The organism is Pseudomonas sp. QE6, assembly GCF_041379005.1.
Lineage (GTDB): Bacteria > Pseudomonadota > Gammaproteobacteria > Pseudomonadales > Pseudomonadaceae > Pseudomonas.
The window spans coordinates 3,482,119-3,496,577 of record NZ_CP166873.1 but is presented as its reverse complement, the minus strand read 5'-3'; the positions used below and the strand labels follow the sequence as shown (position 1 = coordinate 3,496,577).

At 63.2% G+C, this 14,459-nt stretch carries 15 protein-coding genes and 3 tRNA genes; 4 read left to right on the top strand and 14 right to left on the bottom strand.

Features of this window, described 5'->3' with window-relative positions; translation table 11 throughout:
• Window positions 1-64: 64 nt before the first annotated feature.
• On the bottom strand, window positions 65-1,423 hold the full coding sequence (gene gorA, locus ACAW63_RS16260) for a glutathione-disulfide reductase (protein WP_371226790.1): 1,359 nt from the start codon (window positions 1,421-1,423) through the stop codon (window positions 65-67).
• A gap of 82 nt (window positions 1,424-1,505) precedes the next feature.
• Between gorA and ACAW63_RS16255 the strand changes: the two genes are divergently transcribed.
• Window positions 1,506-1,937 (top strand): VOC family protein, encoded by a 432-nt coding sequence (locus ACAW63_RS16255; RefSeq protein ID WP_275607531.1) that lies wholly within the window; start codon window positions 1,506-1,508, stop codon window positions 1,935-1,937.
• Between the two features lie 79 nt (window positions 1,938-2,016).
• Here ACAW63_RS16255 and galU read toward each other — a convergent pair whose 3' ends face one another.
• Complete coding sequence (gene galU, locus ACAW63_RS16250) at window positions 2,017-2,856, bottom strand: UTP--glucose-1-phosphate uridylyltransferase GalU (RefSeq protein ID WP_275607532.1); 840 nt, start codon at window positions 2,854-2,856, stop codon at window positions 2,017-2,019.
• A gap of 204 nt (window positions 2,857-3,060) precedes the next feature.
• Complete coding sequence (locus tag ACAW63_RS16245) at window positions 3,061-3,408, bottom strand: LexA family protein (protein ID WP_371226788.1); 348 nt, start codon at window positions 3,406-3,408, stop codon at window positions 3,061-3,063.
• A 507-nt stretch (window positions 3,409-3,915) separates the two neighbouring features.
• On the opposite strand from ACAW63_RS16245, the gene ACAW63_RS16240 reads away from it, so the two are divergent.
• Window positions 3,916-4,281, top strand: coding sequence for a DUF3509 domain-containing protein (locus ACAW63_RS16240; protein ID WP_371226786.1), 366 nt, complete (start codon window positions 3,916-3,918; stop codon window positions 4,279-4,281).
• Window positions 4,282-4,349: 68 nt separating this feature from the next.
• On the opposite strand, the gene ACAW63_RS16235 is transcribed toward ACAW63_RS16240, so the two are convergent.
• The 7 genes from ACAW63_RS16235 to ACAW63_RS16205 all read right to left on the bottom strand — a co-directional run bounded on the left by ACAW63_RS16235 (window position 4,350) and on the right by ACAW63_RS16205 (window position 9,172).
• Window positions 4,350-4,436 (bottom strand) — tRNA-Leu (locus ACAW63_RS16235).
• 158 nt (window positions 4,437-4,594) lie between these two features.
• Window positions 4,595-4,668, bottom strand: a tRNA-Cys gene (locus ACAW63_RS16230).
• Window positions 4,669-4,705: 37 nt separating this feature from the next.
• Window positions 4,706-4,781: transfer RNA gene (locus ACAW63_RS16225), tRNA-Gly, on the bottom strand.
• A 65-nt stretch (window positions 4,782-4,846) separates the two neighbouring features.
• Window positions 4,847-5,407, bottom strand: coding sequence for a CDP-diacylglycerol--glycerol-3-phosphate 3-phosphatidyltransferase (gene pgsA / locus ACAW63_RS16220; RefSeq protein WP_371226784.1), 561 nt, complete (start codon window positions 5,405-5,407; stop codon window positions 4,847-4,849).
• Between the two features lie 33 nt (window positions 5,408-5,440).
• Window positions 5,441-7,267, bottom strand: a complete 1,827-nt coding sequence (gene uvrC / locus ACAW63_RS16215) for an excinuclease ABC subunit UvrC (RefSeq protein ID WP_371226782.1) — start codon at window positions 7,265-7,267, stop codon at window positions 5,441-5,443.
• A gap of 2 nt (window positions 7,268-7,269) precedes the next feature.
• A complete protein-coding gene (gene uvrY, locus ACAW63_RS16210) occupies window positions 7,270-7,914 on the bottom strand; it encodes a UvrY/SirA/GacA family response regulator transcription factor (protein ID WP_152222817.1) in 645 nt (214 codons plus the stop codon).
• Window positions 7,915-8,575: 661 nt separating this feature from the next.
• Window positions 8,576-9,172: a TetR/AcrR family transcriptional regulator gene (locus ACAW63_RS16205; protein ID WP_371226779.1), complete on the bottom strand. Its 597-nt coding sequence runs from the start codon at window positions 9,170-9,172 to the stop codon at window positions 8,576-8,578.
• A 274-nt stretch (window positions 9,173-9,446) separates the two neighbouring features.
• Here ACAW63_RS16205 and ACAW63_RS16200 point away from each other — a divergent pair, with 274 nt between their 5' ends.
• Window positions 9,447-9,719, top strand: coding sequence for an FAD-binding protein (locus tag ACAW63_RS16200; protein WP_371226777.1), 273 nt, complete (start codon window positions 9,447-9,449; stop codon window positions 9,717-9,719).
• 63 nt (window positions 9,720-9,782) lie between these two features.
• Here the strand turns inward: ACAW63_RS16200 and ACAW63_RS16195 are convergent, their stop codons facing one another.
• The 4 genes from ACAW63_RS16195 to ACAW63_RS16180 form a co-directional block, all read right to left on the bottom strand.
• Window positions 9,783-10,580 carry an SDR family NAD(P)-dependent oxidoreductase gene (locus ACAW63_RS16195; protein WP_371226775.1) on the bottom strand — a complete coding sequence of 266 codons (798 nt, stop codon included), beginning with the start codon at window positions 10,578-10,580 and terminating at the stop codon, window positions 9,783-9,785.
• Between the two features lie 9 nt (window positions 10,581-10,589).
• On the bottom strand, window positions 10,590-11,117 hold the full coding sequence (locus ACAW63_RS16190; RefSeq protein ID WP_275607543.1) for a VOC family protein: 528 nt from the start codon (window positions 11,115-11,117) through the stop codon (window positions 10,590-10,592).
• A gap of 237 nt (window positions 11,118-11,354) precedes the next feature.
• Window positions 11,355-12,182: a phosphonoacetaldehyde hydrolase gene (gene phnX / locus ACAW63_RS16185; protein ID WP_371226773.1), complete on the bottom strand. Its 828-nt coding sequence runs from the start codon at window positions 12,180-12,182 to the stop codon at window positions 11,355-11,357.
• 30 nt (window positions 12,183-12,212) lie between these two features.
• The gene (locus ACAW63_RS16180) at window positions 12,213-13,328 is read right to left on the bottom strand and encodes a 2-aminoethylphosphonate--pyruvate transaminase (protein ID WP_371226771.1); all 1,116 of its coding nucleotides are present in this window, start codon (window positions 13,326-13,328) and stop codon (window positions 12,213-12,215) included.
• 148 nt (window positions 13,329-13,476) lie between these two features.
• On the opposite strand from ACAW63_RS16180, the gene ACAW63_RS16175 reads away from it, so the two are divergent.
• Window positions 13,477-14,337 carry a LysR substrate-binding domain-containing protein gene (locus ACAW63_RS16175; protein WP_371226769.1) on the top strand — a complete coding sequence of 287 codons (861 nt, stop codon included), beginning with the start codon at window positions 13,477-13,479 and terminating at the stop codon, window positions 14,335-14,337.
• Window positions 14,338-14,459 lie beyond the last annotated feature (122 nt).

The following is a 14,459-nucleotide window of genomic DNA, read 5'->3' as shown; positions in this document are numbered from 1 at the left end:
TTCAGACCCACAAAAAAGCCGGTGCAATGCACCGGCTTTTTCGTTTCCGCCGTGACGATCTGGGTCAGGCGCCGACCGGCGTCCGCAGGGTGACGAACTCTTCCGCCGCCGTCGGGTGGATACCGATGGTTTCGTCGAATATCCGCTTGGTCGCCCCGGCCTTCAGCGCAATGGCGATCCCCTGGAGGATTTCCCCGGCATCCGGGCCGACCATATGGCAGCCCAGCACCTTGTCGCTCTCGGCATCGACGATCAGCTTCATCAGGGTCCGCTCCTGGCACTCGGTCAGGGTCAGCTTCATCGGACGGAAGCGGCTCTCGAAGAGCTTGACCTTGTGGCCGGCGGCGCGCGCTTCATCCTCGGTCAGCCCGACGGTGCCGATGGTGGGCAGGCTGAACACGGCCGTCGGGATCAACTTGTAGTCCACTGGGCGGTACTCCTCCGGGCGGAACAGGTGCCGCGCCACCGCCATGCCCTCGGCCAGCGCGACCGGAGTCAGCTGCACCTTGCCGATCACATCGCCGATGGCATGGATGGACGGCTCGCTGGTGCGATACGCCTCGTCCACCTTGATGAAGCCACGCTCATCCAACTCGACCGCAACGTTCTCCAGCCCCAGGCTGTCCAGCATCGGACGGCGGCCGGTGGCGTAGAACACGCAATCCGCCTCCAGCACACGGCCATCCTTGAGGGTGGCCAGCAGCGTGCCGTCGGCCTGCTTGTCGATGCGGGCGATATCGGCATTGAACTGCAGGTCGACGCCCTTCTTGGTCAACTCGTCGCGCAGGTGTTCGCGCACGCTGCGGTCGAAGCCGCGCAGGAACAGCTCACGGCGGTACAGCAAGGTGGTCTGGACGCCCAGGCCGTGGAAGATCGAAGCGAACTCCACCGAGATATAACCGCCCCCCGCTACCAGCACGCGACGCGGCAGTTGCTCGAGGAAGAACGCCTCGTTGGAGGTGATGGCGTGCTCCTTGCCGGGGATATCCGGCAACTGCGGCCAGCCGCCGGTGGCAAGCAGGATGTGCTTGGCCGTGAAGCGCTGCCCGTCGACCTCGACGGTGTGCGCGTCACGCAGTTGCGCATGGCCTTCCAGCAGCGTTACACCACTGTTGACCAGGAGATTGCGGTAAATGCCGTTGAGGCGATGGATTTCGCGGTTCTTGTTGGCAATCAGGGTCGGCCAATCGAATTTCGCGCCCTCGGTTGTCCAGCCGAAACCCGCGGCCTGCTCGAAGTCTTCATGGTAGTGAGCCCCATAGACCAGCAGCTTCTTGGGCACGCAGCCGACGTTCACGCAGGTGCCGCCCAGGTAGCGGCTCTCCGCGACGCCGACCCGCGCACCGAAGCCCGCCGCGAAACGCGCGGCGCGCACACCGCCGGAACCGGCGCCGATGACGAACAGGTCAAAATCGAAAGACATCATGCTTCTCCGCGTGGATATGCCAGGCAGCATACCTTATACGCCCTGACCTATCCTGCCAGGAACCGAAGGAGGTATTCCCATGCGACCGAGCCTGACCCACCTCGCCCTGCACGTTCCCGACCTGGACGCCTGCATCGCCTTCTACGAGCGCTTCTGCGGCATGCGCATCATCCATCAGCGCGAGGGCAAGGGCTCGCGGATAGTCTGGATGGCCGAACCGGGCAAGGAACACAGCTTCATCTTCGTCATCATGCCCGGCGGCGAGGCACGCCATCTGGCCAGCGACGACTACAGCCACTTCGGCTTTGCCGTCGACAGCCATGCGGAAGTGGACCGGATCGCCCAGGAAGCGCAGGACGCGGGCTGCCTGATCTGGGCGCCGCGGGAGGAGCCCTACCCGGTGGGCTATTACTGCGGCCTGCGCGACCCGGCCGGCAACTACGTCGAATTCAGCTACGGGCAACCGCTGGGGCCCGGCTCGGAGGCCATGCCAATCCCGCCCTCGATGTGATGGCGCCAAGCCCCAAAGCCAGGAAACGAAAAAGCCACCCGAAGGTGGCTTTTTCGACGAACCGGGAAGAACCCTGGACTTACCAGGCCTTGCCGGTCTTGTAGAGGTTCTCGTAGCAGAAGTTGGTCGCCTCGATGTAACCCTCGGCGCTACCGCAGTCGAAACGCTTGCCCTTGAACTTGTACGCCAGCACGCAACCGTCCTGGGCCTGCTTCATCAGGGCGTCGGTGATCTGGATTTCACCGCCCTTGCCCGGCTCGGTCTGTTCGATCAGGTCGAAGATGTCCGGAGTCAGGATGTAACGGCCGATGATCGCCAGGTTCGACGGAGCCTCTTCCGGCTTCGGCTTCTCGACCATGGTGTTCACCCGGTAGATGTCGTCGCGGATCATCTCGCCGGCGATCACGCCGTACTTGTTGGTCTCTTCCGGCGGCACTTCCTGGATCGCCACGATGGAGCAGCGGAACTGGTTGTACAGCTTGACCATCTGCTTGAGGACGCTGTCGCCTTCCAGGTTCAGGCACAGGTCGTCCGCCAGGACGACGGCGAACGGCTCATCGCCGATCAGCGGGCGGCCGGTCAGGATGGCGTGACCCAGGCCCTTCATCTCGATCTGGCGGGTGTAGGAGAAGGTGCACTCGTCGATCAGGCGACGGATGCCGACCAGGTACTTTTCCTTGTCGGTGTTGCGAATCTGATGTTCCAGCTCATAGCTGATGTCGAAGTGGTCTTCGAGGGAACGCTTGCCACGGCCGGTCACGATGCCGATTTCGCCGAGGCCGGCTTCCAGGGCCTCTTCCACCGCGTACTGGATCAGCGGCTTGTTCACCACCGGCAGCATTTCCTTGGGCATGGCCTTGGTGGCCGGGAGGAAGCGGGTGCCGTAGCCAGCGGCCGGGAACAGACATTTCTTGATCATGGGAGTCCTTCGAGGGGGACAGGGGTGCGAGTTGCGCGCAGTCTAATCAGGCTGCAGCCACCTTACAATGCCCCGGCATGCGGCGAACCGTGCTCTCATGAGCAGTTGCGATCCGTCTCTGAAACCGGTGGCAGCGCATCTGACCATAACCCCGGCGTCGAGTTCGCCACTAATGGCAAAAAGTCAGCATCGCTACCCGCCCCTTCAGACTGCCACACCCTGCCCCGACAGACGCCGCCGCACCACACCCCAGATCGTCAGCTCATCGCCGTCGCCAACCCTGATGGACGGATAGCGATCGCTCGCCGGCAACAGAGCGAAAGCACCTTCGATGATCGCCAGGCGCCGAATCAAGGCTTCTCCGTTGAGCTCCGCAACGACGATCTCACCCTCCGCCGCCAACTCGGAACGGTCGACCAGCAGCAGGTCGTCGTGGTGGATCCCCGCGCCCGTCATGCCATCGCCATGTGCACGCACTATGTATGTGTGAGACGGCATCCACTGCGGGTGCATGAATGCGGCATTGTGGACGGATTCCGATGGCTGATGCATGGCTCACCTCATATACTGTATATATATACAGATAACAGGTAGACGCCTGGCTTTCAAGCCTTCATCGGAAGCTCGAACGCCACGGCCACTCCATTGAGAAGGCGCAGCGCGATCCGTGGTGGTCTACCCTTAACCAGGGGCGAGGACTTTCGATATGAATCCGGGCACGTTCGTGACTCTCATGATTCTGGGCTGGCTGCTGCTGGCCGTGGTGACCCTGTGGGCGATCCTGCGAGTCCCCATGCGGCGGGCCCGACTGCAGAAGCCCAAGGCAAAACCCGACACTACAAGAGGGCGGAACCCGCTTCCTCATTGATGCCGGGGATCGTGCAAATTGCCTTGTGATTGCGGCTGCCTCCTGCAAGCTGCACGACGCACTTTCCAATGAAGTCTTGTAAATCCATGATCTGAAAGGATCTTCTCAAGCCTTAACGCTGGTACGCCCCCTGCAATGATCCTTGCAAAGAGTACGGATGGATTTCGCCACTCATTGCCGAGGACAGCGACATGAAGATCGAACGACTTCCTGCCACCCAATATCTCTGCCGCCGGTTTCCGGAGTTCGAGGTGGAGTTCGCCTCGCGGCCGGATGGCAATCTGGTCATGACACTCAGTGATGCCGGAGGAGCCGCAGTGGCCTGCCGCGTGGTCCAGTTGGACGAACAGCAGGATGCGCATCTGCTCGATAGCCTGGTAGGCCGCATCCGCAGGGATCTGGCGACCGAAGAAGGCCCACTGCAGCCGGCCGACGTGGATCATTTCAGGGAGCCGGTTCAGCTGCAGAACTTCCATGAGTCATCCGAGCCGCTACGCAAACGTCGCGTCGTGAATGCCGGGCAAAAACTGCGAGCCTTGGCGCACCTGGGGGCATAGGCCAGCCGATGGCGCATCGACCTGTGATCGACGGTAGCGAACGAATAGCTCAAAGAAGAGAGGGAAGATGGTGCCCGGAGCCGGGGTCGAACCGGCACGCCCTTGCGGACGAGGGATTTTAAGTCCCTTGCGTCTACCGATTTCGCCATCCGGGCGGTAGCGCTGTTCAGCGGTGAGAGGCTCTGGCGAGCCGGAAGCGGGCTGGACTGTGCGTTAGCCCCTTCGATAATTGCAACCTGCGGATCTTATCGCAGGCGCAATTGTCTGCTAAAGAAAAAGCCCTGTAAATCTTGGATTTACAGGGCTTTTCTATTGGAGGCTGAGGTCGGAATCGAACCGGCGTTCACGGATTTGCAATCCGGTGCATAACCACTCTGCTACTCAGCCATGAAACAAACGGTTCACATTGCAAACCGTCAAAATTTGGAGCGGGAAACGAGACTCGAACTCGCGACCCCGACCTTGGCAAGGTCGTGCTCTACCAACTGAGCTATTCCCGCGTCGTGTTGACGGGCGCCATTCTATCGATTCGAAAAGCCCTGTCAACTCTTTGATTCAAAAAAACTTATTTCTCTTTCGGGGTGGTATTGAGATGGGGCCAGGCAGCGAGCAGATAGTGCAGCATCGACCACAGGGTCAGCACGGCGGCAACGATCAGCAGCACATAACCCACTACCACCCAGAAACTCATCACCGGCGAATTGGCCAGCAGGATGATCAGCGCCAGCATCTGGGCCGCCGTTTTCCATTTGCCGAGGTTGGAAACGGCCACATGCGCCCTCGCCCCCAGTTCAGCCATCCATTCGCGCAACGCCGAGACCACGATTTCACGGCCGATGATGATCACCGCGGGCAGGGTCAGCCACAGGTTCGCGTGCGCTTCCACCAGCAGCACCAGCGCGGTCGCCACCATCAGCTTGTCCGCCACCGGATCGAGGAATGCCCCGAACGGCGTGCTCTGCCCGAGGCGACGCGCCAGGTAGCCATCCAGCCAGTCGGTGGCGGCTGCCAGGGCGAACACGGCGCTGGCTACCAGATGACTGGCAGGGAACGAGGAATAGAACAGCAGGATGAAGATCGGGATGAGAACGACGCGAAGCAGGGTGAGCAGGTTCGGGATATTCATCGGGTCAGGAAGTCTGCGAGTTGAGCCGGCATTCTACTCGCTGTGAAGAACCGCATAAATCTGCTCAGCCAGCTTTTTACTGATACCGGGGGACTTGGCAATCTCTTCGATACTGGCCCGCGACAGTTCCTGCAACCCACCGAAATGCTTGAGCAGGTCTCGACGGCGCTTGGGCCCTACGCCTGGCACATCCTCGAGGGTGGAGGTACGCCGCGCTTTTCCTCGACGAGCACGGTGGCCAGTGATTGCGAAACGGTGCGCTTCGTCACGGATCTGCTGGATAAGGTGCAGCGCCGGGGAATCCGCCGGCAGCGTGAATTCATGTTCGGCGTCGTTCAGATAAAGGGTTTCCAGCCCCGGCTTGCGCGTCACGCCCTTGGCCACGCCGAGCAGGGTCAGGCCAACCACCGCCAGCTCCTGGAGCACCTCCTGCGCCATCGCCAACTGCCCCTTGCCACCGTCGACCAGAAGGATGTCCGGCATCTTGCCCTCGCCCTCCTTCAGGCGACTGAAGCGCCGGGTCAACGCCTGATGCATCGCGGCATAGTCATCGCCCGCGGTGATGCCCTCGATATTGAAGCGGCGGTAGTCCGACTTCAGCGCCCCCTCCGGCCCGAACACCACGCAGGAGGCAACAGTCGCCTCGCCACTGGAATGGCTGATGTCGAAGCACTCGAGGCGTTGCGGCGGCTCGGCGAGGTCCAGCGCCTCGCCCAGTGCATCGAATCGGGCGGCCATGTGCTGTCGATTGGCCAGGCGCGCCGCCAGAGCCTGCTCGGCGTTGGTCACGGCCAGTTGTTGCCAGCGCGCACGGGTGCCGCGCACGCGATGAGTGATTTCCAGCGATTTGCCCCGGGACTCCTCGATGGCCGACACCAGCACCGGGAAATCCTCGTGCACGGCGTTGACGATCAGCTCCGTGGGCAGGTCGCGTTCGTGATGGCTGAGGTAGTACTGCCCGAGGAAGGCCAGCAGTACGTCGCCCACCTCCTCCTCGATCGCCACCTGCGGGAAGAAGTTCTTGCTGCCCAGCACGCGTCCGCCGCGCACGCTGATCAGGTGCACGCAGGCGCCGCCCGGCGTGACGATGGCGGCGACCACGTCGACGTTGCCGCTTCCACCCTCCATGCTCTGCTGGTCCTGCACGCGGCGCAGGATGGCCACCTGGTCGCGCAGTTCGGCGGCCTTCTCGAAGTCCAGGCGCATGGCGGCCTGTTCCATGCTGGTGGTGAGTTCGTCCGCCAGCACATTGCTGCGCCCTTCGAGGAACATGATCGAGTGGCGTACGTCTTCGGCGTACTCCTCTTCGCTGACCAGCCCGACGCAGGGCGCCTTGCAGCGCTTGATCTGGTATTGCAGACAAGGCCGCGTGCGATTGCGGAAGTAGCTGTCCTCGCACTGCCGCACGAAGAAGGCCTTCTGCAGCAGCGCCAGGCTTTCGCGGATGGCGCCCGCGCTGGGGTACGGGCCGAAGTAGCGTCCCTTCTGCTTCTTCGCGCCGCGGTGGATGGTCAGCCGGGGATACTTGTCCTCGCTGGAGAGAAACACATAGGGATAGGACTTATCGTCCCGCAGCAGGATGTTGTAGGGCGGCCGCCACTCCTTGATCAGCGTCTGCTCCAGCAGCAGCGCCTCGGTTTCGTTGGCGGTGATGGTGGTTTCGACCTGGGCGATCCGCGCCACCAACGCAGCGGTCTTCGGCGCAAGGCCGGATTTGCGGAAATAGCTGGAAAGCCGCTTCTTGAGGTCCTTCGCCTTGCCGACATAGAGCAGCTTGGCGTCCGCATCGAACATGCGGTAGACGCCCGGCCGCCCGCTGCAGGTGGCCAGGAATGCCGCCGAATCGAATGCCGCGGTCATCGTCAGTTGCTGGTATCGACCATGCCGTGCCGAACGGCCAGCAACGCCAGTTCCACGTCGCTGGTGATCGAGAGCTTCTCGAAGATGCGGTAACGGTAGGTGTTGACGGTCTTGGGCGACAGGCAGAGCTTGTCCGAGATGCTCTGCACCTTGTGGCAGTTGGCGATCATCAGGGCGATCTGGATCTCCCGTTCGGACAGGGTGTCGAAGGGAGACGCGTTCTTCTCGGGCTCGAAGGACTTCAGCGCCAGGCTCTGGGCGATCTGCGGGCTGATGTAGCGCTGGCCGGCGAATACCTGGCGGATCGCCTGGACCATCTCCTCCAGCGCCGCGCCCTTGGTGAGGTAGCCGGCAGCGCCGGCCTGCATCAGACGCGTCGGGAAGGGGTCTTCCTCGCACACTGTGACCACCACCACGCGCACATCGGGCTGGCTGCGCAGCAGCTTGCGGGTTGCCTCCAGCCCGCCGATGCCGGGCATCTTCACATCCATCAGCACGACATCGGGCTTGAGTTCCCTGGCCAGCTGCAACCCCCGCTCGCCAGAGTCCGCCTGACCGACGACCTGCAGGCCGTCGATATCGGCCAGCATGCGGGTAATTCCGGTGCGCACCAGATCGTGGTCATCGACCACCAGCACCTTGATCACGCAGCACCCCTTTGCACAAAAATGGAATAGTGAAGACCCAGCGAGAGCTTCGTGGAATTCACGAACCTTAACAGAAAGCACCGTCTCGACCTAGCTTGGTGCAGGCTCGTCAAAATGCAAACGCCAGAGAATCGCCCAGCGCAGCCGCGAATGCTGACAGACCGGCATCAGAACGTCTAGGACGGTCCTTCCACGCAGAAAAACAGAGGGAGAAAGATGTACCCCAACTCAGGGTCTGAACCTTCCATGCCTGACCGCCCTGCGCCCCATCCAGGCAACTGCAAGCGCTCCATGCCTTAGAGAGCACCCCACCTCAGAATTCGAATCAGCCAGAGCAGCGCCAGCAGCGCCAGCAGCGCCGGATAGTAGAGCAGCATGCCGGCAAGGCAGATCAACGCCAGCGAGAGGCGGGGCCAGGAGCGCTGGGTTCAACCGCACGACCCGCTTGTCGAAGACGCCCCGCTTCAGATGATCCAGTGCCGCCGGCGGATCCGCGAAGGCATATTCGTGCTCGACAACCGGCTTGAGCGCCAGCCAATCCACCGCCCGTACCGGGTCTTCCAGCGTGCGGCGGTGCGATACACCGACGCCATCTGCCCTGCCCGCTGCAGGAGGCCATCCCGCCCGCTGCTGGCTCAGGACTGAGCGGCCGCCCACTCCGTCAGCGTCGGCGAACCGGCTGGAGAATGGCCATCTGCGCGCGGATCGCCACCTCATCGGCAGGCACCAGGCAGTACGCGAGCCCGACCCGGCTGATCAACGCGATGACATCTTCCAGCGCCACGACGGCCGCGCCGTGGCGCTCGGCATAGCGCCGATAGGGCTCTTCCAGCACGCCGTACCACATCGGCGCAATGCTCTCGAGGATGTAGCTGAAGACCTCCGAGGTCGAACTCTTCGCAAGATAGCTGTGGTGGAAGCCCCCGTTGTGCCGATCCAGGTAGCGCACGGAGAAGCACACGCACTCCTCCAGATAACGCTCGAAGTCATCCTCGAATGGCCGCACGCTGCGCTGCATTTCCTCGAAGAACGCACCGTTCTCCGCACTGATGACCGCCTGGATCAGCTCCTTCTTGTTGCTGAAATAGCGGTACAGGGTGCGTCGCGAAATGTTCGCCCGCTGGGCCACATCATCGATCGAAAAGCTCTCGGCGCCCTCCTCGATCATGACCTCCAGTGCCGCCCGCAGGATCAGCGAACGGCCGTCACTGGCATTTCCCATCCGGCTGGCGCCACCCCAGCGTAACTGTCGACTCATGTGCACCTTCGTCGCTCAGGGGCCCACCTTCTTGGTACAGCCCGGGTACATCCGAGCCGCATTCTCGCACGCAATGGCACAAAAAAATAATTTGCGCCGCAAGTATCACAATTTGTGGTTTGTGTGACATTGCTCGACACACCCGAGCCATTTGCCCCCGAGGCGACGTACTCGGGCACCTCAACCTGGCGCGACATCGGAAACCTCTTCCAGGGAGAGATGCCGCCATGACCAGCCGTCAGCCGATGCGAAATGGGGCCATGAGTACGACGGGGTGCTCGTCGAATCCGGCGCAGGCGCGCTGACGGCGGCATTGCGCGCCCACGACAACGACCTCTCGGTCCTGATGATCGACAAGAGCGACGTCTACAGCGGCACTACCGCCGTCCCCGGTGGCGGCGTGTGGATTCCCCGCAACAGCCGGATCGCCTTGCGCGGCGGCAGTGACTCCCATGAAGAGGCAATCACCTACCTTCGCGACGTGGTCGGCAAGGAGTTCGATCAGACCCACATTGACGCCTACCTGGCCACCGCCCATCGTCGATAGGGAGAGGCTCCCCTGGAGACGCCAGCGGCTGGCAATGCCGGCCGCGGGTTCCAGGCTGTCGCTTCAGTGGGTCCCGGCAGCTCCCATGGCAGCGGCATGGACCTCGGCGAGCGACGGGTTGCGCCGCAGCGTCTGGCCACCGCTGACATGGATGAGCTGGCCGGTAACGAAGCTGGACTCATCGCTCGCCAGCCAGAGGGCGGCATCGGCGACCTCTGCCGCAACACCGCTGCGCCCCAGCGGAATCTCGCGGTGGTAAAGCGCGGCGATGCCAGGATGCATCAGCCCGCCTCCCGACATCGGCGCATCCGCCACGCCCCCCGGCGCAATGGAATTGGCGCGGATGCCCTGGTGACCGAACTCATGGGCAATGCAGCGGATGACATGGTCGATACCCGCCTTGGTGCCCATGTAGGCGGCATGGTTGTCGAACATGATGCTGGCGGTCACCGACGAAACCTGGATGATCGAGCCACCCTTCGGCATGTGCCGCAACAACGCCTGGAAATACTGGAAAGGCCCGGTGAACTGGACCGCATTCATCGTATCCAGATCCTCCTGGCTGTGCTCCAGGAAGGGCTTCAGCAGCCCCCAGCCCGTCGCATTGACCCCGATATCGAGCCCGCCCAGGCGCTTCACACTCTGGGCAACCAGCTCCGCCACCTCGCTCTGCGACCTGATATCGCAAGCCAGCCAGGCTACGCCCAGGTTGTCGGCTACGGCCGCCAGCGCATCGGGACGGCGCCCGGCCACCAGCACCCGCGCGCCCTGCTCGACATAACGCCGGGCGATGGCTTCGCCGATATTCCCCGGCGCGACGCCGAGCACCAGTGCCGCCTTATCTTTCAATCGATTCGACATGCCGAACTCTCACGCAGAAACGTCAATGACGTGAATGGGAGTGGCGCCGTCCCAGGCCCTGGCGGCTTCGATGCCCTGCGCGATCATCTCGCGCATGCCAATACCGTGGATGACCTCGTAGAGCACTCCGGGCTCCGCCTCGTTCTCGAAATAGGCAACGCGGGTCGAAGGGTTGCTCGCTTCGAACACGACCCGTAGTCCCGTGGACGTCAGCCGCGCAATCGCCTGGTCAATGTCATCGACCACCCAGGCGATATGGTGCATGCCCCGGAGCGCACGGCCCTGATCGTCCCGATAGGGCGATTTCGACGCATTGGTCGCCTGGATCAATTCGATCTGCATCCCGCCTTGATAACCGAGGCCGACATCCATGGTGACGGTCACCGGTTCACCGCGGTATTTCCCCTCCAGGGTCACGTTCCGAAAGACCGTCCATGGCCCCACACCGAAGTGCCGTTGCCAACGCCCGATGCTCTGTTCCAGGTCATCAACGAGATAGCCGATCTGGTCCATGGGACCGAGCCAAGCAGTACTCATGACAATTCCTTGCGAAGGTTCTCAGTGGGAAAAGAATCGCCGGCAGTTCATGGCGATCGCTATGACACAAATAGAAAGATTTGCGACGCAGAGTTTGGCACATAATTTATATTTTGTGCCAATTCCTGCAGAAGCGACTCAAGGCGGAAGACAGCGGTTTGTCCGAGGGGAAAATGAAATCTGCACACCATGAAAAAGGCCCGCACGGATGCGGGCCTTTTCGTGACTGAGCGACGATCAGCTGCTCTGCGGCATCTCGCCCCGAGCCAGGCGGGCGTTGATGTCAGTGATCACCGCCGGCAGATCGGCGATGGTGTCGATCAGATAGTGCGGACGCGAGCCTTCGAAGATCTGGCCGATGCGGCGGCGTTCCTGCTCCAGCTTGTCCGCCGGCAGCGCCTTGTACTGCTCATAGGTCAGACCCAGGGCGTTGCCCGAGCAGGTCAGCGCCACGGTCCACATCCCGGCGCTGCGGCCTTCGAGGATGCCTGGCCAGGTGTCGTCGACCTTCACGCAGGCCGCCACATCGTTGATGCCCAGGGCGATCACGTTGGCCAGTGCCTGTGCCGGGTGCGGGCGGCCGTTGGGCACTTCGTCGGTGGCGACCACGTGGTCGGCGACATAGCCGTTGGTCCTGGCCAGGGCCACCACCTTCTCCATCACCACCGCCGGGTAGCCGGAGCAGGAGCCGATCTTCAGGCCCTGCTTGCGCAGCGCGGCGATGGCGTCCAGGGCGCCGGGGATCAGTGCGGAATGCTCGGCGATCTTCTCGATCTGCAGCGGCATGAAGCGCTCGTAGATGGCGGTGACGTCGTCGTCGGTCGGCGCGCGGCCGAACTTGGCCTTGTAGCGCTCGGCGATGGCGGGGATGTCGCACAGGGTGCGGATGTGGTCCCACTTGCCCATGCCCATCGGGCCGCGGGCCTCTTCCAGGCTGACCTGGACACCGAACTCGGCGAAGGCTTCGACGAAGATCTGGGTCGGCGCGAAGGAGCCGAAGTCGACCACGGTGCCGGCCCAGTCGAGGATGACTGCTTGCAGTTGCTTGGGTTGTTCGTAGTTCATGAGATTCAATCCTGTGGCAATCGGCCGGGGTCAGATTTCGAAGACTTCCATCTCTTTTAGGGTCTCGGCGATGGCCGCGACCGCTGCACGCATGCCGCTGCCATCGACCTGGCCGATGCAGCCGACACGGAAGGTTTCCACCTGGGTCAGCTTGCCCGGATAGAGGATGAAGCCCTTCTCGCGCACCCGGTTGTAGAACTCGGTGAAGCTGTAGCGGGGATCACGCGGGGCATGGAAGGTGACGATGATCGGCGCCTGGATCTGCGCCGGCAGGAAGCTGCGGAAGCCCAGCTTGCCCATCTCCGCCAGCAGAGTCTGGCAGTTGTTTGCGTAGCGCTGATGACGGGCCGCGAGACCGCCCTCCTCCTCGTACTGGCTCAGCGCTTCGTGCAGCGCGGCCACCACGTGGGTCGGCGGGGTGAAGCGCCACTGGCCGGTCTTGGCCATGTAGGCCTGCTGGTCCTGCAGGTCCATGGACAGCGAATGGCAGTTGCCGGCGCTGGCGTTCAGCGCAGAGGTACGGGCGAAGACGAAGCCCATGCCCGGCACACCTTCCAGGCACTTGCCGGAGGCGGCGATCAGCGCGTCGAAGGGGACGTTACGGGCGTCGATGTCCAGCGCCCCGAAGGAGCTCATGGCGTCGATGATCAGGCGCTTGCCGTGGGACTCGATGACCTTGGCGATGTCCTGCAACGGGTTGAGGATGCCGGTGCTGGTCTCGCAGTGGATCAGTGCGACGTGGGTGACGCTGGGGTCCGCGCTGAGCAGACGATCGACGTCGGCGGCGGTGGTCGGCACGTCTTCTTCGGTTTCGAAGGTGCTGAACTCGCGGCCGATCACCTGGCAGATCTTCGCCAGGCGCTTGCCGTAGGCGCCGTTGATCAGCACCAGCACCTTGCCGTCACGCGGCACCAGGGTGCCGACGGCGGCTTCCACGGAGAAGGTGCCGCTGCCCTGCAGGGGCACGCAGGTGTGGGTCGCCTCACCATGGATGATCGCCAGCAGGCGCTTGCAGACATCCGCGGTCAGGGCGTTGAAGTCGCTGTCCCAGGAGCCCCAGTCGACCATCATGGCGCGACGGGTGCGGGGGGACGTGGTCAGCGGACCGGGAGTCAGCAGGATGGGGGCTCGCTCGGCAGTGCTCATGCTCGATTCCTCTTTCTTGGGAACGTCGTCAGGGCGTAATTCGGTTGGGCCGGGCGTCATCGCCGCGGCCTGGGCATAACTTGCCGGCGCCCCTGATATCGTTCAAATTGTTTATCACGATGCACCACATAAGCCGGACATATACCTCATGAACCTCTTCCAGCTCCGCGCCTTCGACGCGGTCGCCCGCGAACGCAGTTTCACCCGTGCCGCCGAACGCCTGTTCATCAGCCAGCCCGCGGTGACCGGGCACGTCAAAGCCCTGGAGGAGCACTACCAGGTCAACCTGTTCCGCCGTACCGCGCGGGGCGTGGAGCTGACCGAGGACGGCGTGCGCCTGTCGGCCATCAGCCGCACCCTGTTCGCCCTGGAGGAAGAAGCCGAGGCCATGCTCGACGCCAGCCGCGAGCTGGTGACCGGACGCATCGAAGTGGCCGCCGACGGCCCGCACCTGGTGATGCCGATGCTCGCGCGGCTGCGCGCGCGCTACCCCGGCATCACCGTCAACCTGCGCCTGGGCAATGCCCAGGAGACTCTGGCTGCGCTGCTCGACGAGCACGTCGACATTGCCGTCCTCACTGAGGTGGAGCCGCGCACTGGCCTGTATCTGCGGGAGCTGGTGGAGTCGCATATCTGTGCACTGGTGCCGGCAAGCCATCCCTGGAGCACCGGCATGGAAGAGCTGGCCCTGAGCGAGCTGGACCAGCAGATCATGGTGCTGCGCGAACCCGACTCCATCACCCGCCGGACCTTCGATACGGCCTGTGCGGCGTGCTCGGTGCAACCGCGCGTCCTGCTCGAACTGGACAGTCGCGAAGCGGTGACCGAGGCGGTGGCGGCAGAGCTGGGGATCGGCATCGTATCGTCGATGGAGGTGAGCCCGGACCCACGGGTGAAAGCCATCCCCCTGGTCGGTGACGGGCTGCAGAACCGCCACGCCATCGGCTGCCTGGAACGGCGCCGCGGGTTGCGGGTGGTGAGTGCCTTTCTGGAGCTGGCGGAAGGTTGAGGCACGGCTGGCCGCACGGCGTATGACGCTCCACGTTCATACGCCGTTTGACCTTGGCCCCCGCGCGCTCCGAGCTCAACCCCGGAGCCGCCGACGACGCACGGCAAGCCGGCGTACAACCG